The organism is Kitasatospora sp. NPDC059817, from assembly GCF_042731835.1.
Classification (GTDB): domain Bacteria; phylum Actinomycetota; class Actinomycetes; order Streptomycetales; family Streptomycetaceae; genus Kitasatospora.
Window position 1 is genome coordinate 1 of sequence record NZ_JBHWIR010000030.1, and the last position, 2,478, is coordinate 2,478.

The 2,478-nt window shown below is 73.8% G+C and carries 3 protein-coding genes and 1 pseudogene; all 4 read right to left on the minus strand.

Annotated elements, in window-relative coordinates:
* Positions 1-107, minus strand: a pseudogene (locus ACFV61_RS09275) (NAD(+) synthase); the annotation flags it as partial.
* A gap of 107 nt (positions 108-214) precedes the next feature.
* Positions 215-415, minus strand: a complete 201-nt coding sequence (locus ACFV61_RS09280; RefSeq protein ID WP_380490879.1) for a hypothetical protein — start codon at positions 413-415, stop codon at positions 215-217.
* 12 nt (positions 416-427) lie between these two features.
* Complete coding sequence (locus ACFV61_RS09285) at positions 428-1,177, minus strand: SRPBCC domain-containing protein (RefSeq protein ID WP_380490880.1); 750 nt, start codon at positions 1,175-1,177, stop codon at positions 428-430.
* A 30-nt stretch (positions 1,178-1,207) separates the two neighbouring features.
* The gene (locus ACFV61_RS09290; protein WP_380490923.1) at positions 1,208-2,380 is read right to left on the minus strand and encodes a cytochrome P450; all 1,173 of its coding nucleotides are present in this window, start codon (positions 2,378-2,380) and stop codon (positions 1,208-1,210) included.
* Positions 2,381-2,478 lie beyond the last annotated feature (98 nt).

Here is a 2,478-nt window from a genome sequence, read left to right on the forward strand (position 1 = left end):
GGCAGCCGTATGGCGCAGAACTCGGCCTGGTGTCCGGCGGCGCGCAGCCGGTCGACGGCGAGCTGGCAGAGCCGCCCGGCGGTGGTGGAGTCGACCCCGCCGCGCATTGCGTCAACCCCCGGGCGGGCCCCCGCCCCCCCCGGCGGGGGCCCCGCCGGAGTGGACCGCCAGGGGGGGAATCCCGACGGCCCCGGCCTCGTGGGGGCGAGCAGGTCTACCAGCGGCGGCGCGGCGGTTCCGGGTTGAGCTTGGCGGTGAGCGCCGAGAGGAAGGTCGGGAGCCTGTCGACCATGGCCTTGGGGACCGGGGTGGTCTGGACGGTGTCCCGCCTCACGTCCTGGAGGACGAGGGTGTAGGCGCCGTTCTCCTCGACGAGTTCGGCGGCGTAGAGCAGTGTTCCCGTTGAGGTTTCCATCAGGGGCCCTGGCTAGGCTCGGGTGTCGTTGAGCCAGGCGGTCCACGCCGCGGTGGCCTGCGGCTCGTCGGCGTACTCGGCGAACAGGTGGTGGCCGAGCCAGATCGGCACGTTCCAGGTGCTGCCGTTGAAGAACCGGTAGAGCGCGTCCGGGCCGCGCAGACCGACGAAGTCGGTGCTGAGCCAGTCCACGACCACCTCCTCCGGACGGCCGTCCGCATCCGGGAGGTCAAGCGACAGCCGGTCGCCGACGGTCGCATCGTCGGCGAGGCCGAGGCGGCGGCGCAGCGCGGCGAAATCGGCCGGGTCGGCGGTGGGTTCGGGGCGCTGGGCCCTGACGTAGACGGCGGGGCGGCCGGCGAAGTGGCGCAGGTACTCGGCGAGGCCGTGCTGGTAGAAGTCGACGTACTTCTCGGCCACGTCCGACTTGGCGTCCCACCTCCAGGCCTCGTCGACGATGCCCGTGTGCACCCAGTGGATCCCCATCCGCAGGCGGCTCGTTCCGCCGTCGGCGGGCTCGATGCGGTAGCTGAGCGTGTTGGAGAAGCCGCCGTCCTGGGTTGCCCGGACGGCGAAGTGCCGCGGCGGCTCCCAGGCCACGACGGTGGAGTCGCCCCGGGTGGCCTTTCCGCCGACGCGCGGCTCGACCTCCATCGGGTACAGCCAGCCCAGGTTGCCGGCGCCGGTGGCGACCGCGTCCCAGACCTGCTCGGGTGTGGCGGGCAGGTCCTGTTCCCGGCGGACCTCGAACTCTCGGGCCATGGTCGGTGCTCCTTCGTCCTCGTTCATGGGTCAGTAGGTGAGCGGGAGGGCGCTCAGGCGCCGTTGCAGCGGGTTGGGCCGCCAATCGAGCACAGCGCCGTCGGCCAGCCGCAGCTCGGGCAGCCGGCGGACCAGCGTGCCGACGGCCACCTCCGCCTGGAGCCTGGCGAGCGGGCCGCCGAGGCAGAAGTGCGGGCCGTGGCCGAAGCTCAGGTGCCGGTTGCCGGGGCGGGTCAGGTCGAGCCGGTCGGGGTCCTCGAAGCGCTCGGGATCGCGGTTGGTCGCGCCGAGGAACAGGTACACCAGCTCGCCCTCGCGCAGGAGTTGCCCGCCGATCTCCAGGTCCTGCGCGACGACCCGGACGATCGCCTGGGTCACCGTGTCGTAGCGGGCCAGTTCCTCGACGGCGCCGCGGACCAGCCCCGGATCCGCGCGCAGCCGGGCCAGCTGGTCGGGGTGGCGCAGCAGGGCGAGCATGCCGTTGCCGACCAGGTGGGTGGTGGTCTCGCCACCGGCGGTGATCAGGACGAAACAGGTGGACAGCAGTTCGGAGTCGGTGAGCCGGTCGTCCTGCGTCTGGGTGGCGACCAGGGCGCTGATCAGGTCGTCACCTGGCTCGGACCGGCGCCGGCGGACGAGCCGGGCGAGGTACTCCTCGTACTGCCCGATCGCCTCCTCGGACTTGTCGATGTCCTCGCCCAGCCGGCCGAAGCGGCGGAACCAGGTCTCGACCTGCGGACGGTCCTCGGGCGGGATGCCGAAGAGCTCGCAGACCACGGACATCGGGAACGGGGAGGCGACCGCCTCGATCAGGTCCATGGTGGGCCCGGCCGCGACCGCCTCGTCGATGAGCCGGTCGACGATCCGCTGGACGCCGTCGCGCAGGGCTTCGACGCGCCGGGCGGTGAAGGCGCGGTTGGCCAGCCTGCGCAGCCGGGCGTGGTCCGGCGGGTCGGTGTTGGACATCACCCGGCCGAGCCGGTCGGAGAGCCTGCTGAGGGCCTTCAGGTCGCCGCCCAGGCCGCCGAGGGCGCGGGTCATCCGGTCCCGGTCGTTGGACAGCCGCAGGTCGCTGAGGGCGGCCTCGACGTCGGCGTACCGGGTGAGGTACCAGATGCCCTGGGCGCTGCGGTGGACAGGGCTCTCGCGCCGCATGCGGGCGTAGAACGGGTACGGGTCCCGCCGGGCCTGGGGGGTGAGCAGGTCGGCGGCGAGGTCGTGGGGCGGGGCGAGGGGGCGCGCGCGCGGGGGCGCGCCGCCGGGGGGGGGGGGGCGTGGTTGCGGCGGCGCGCGCCCCGGGC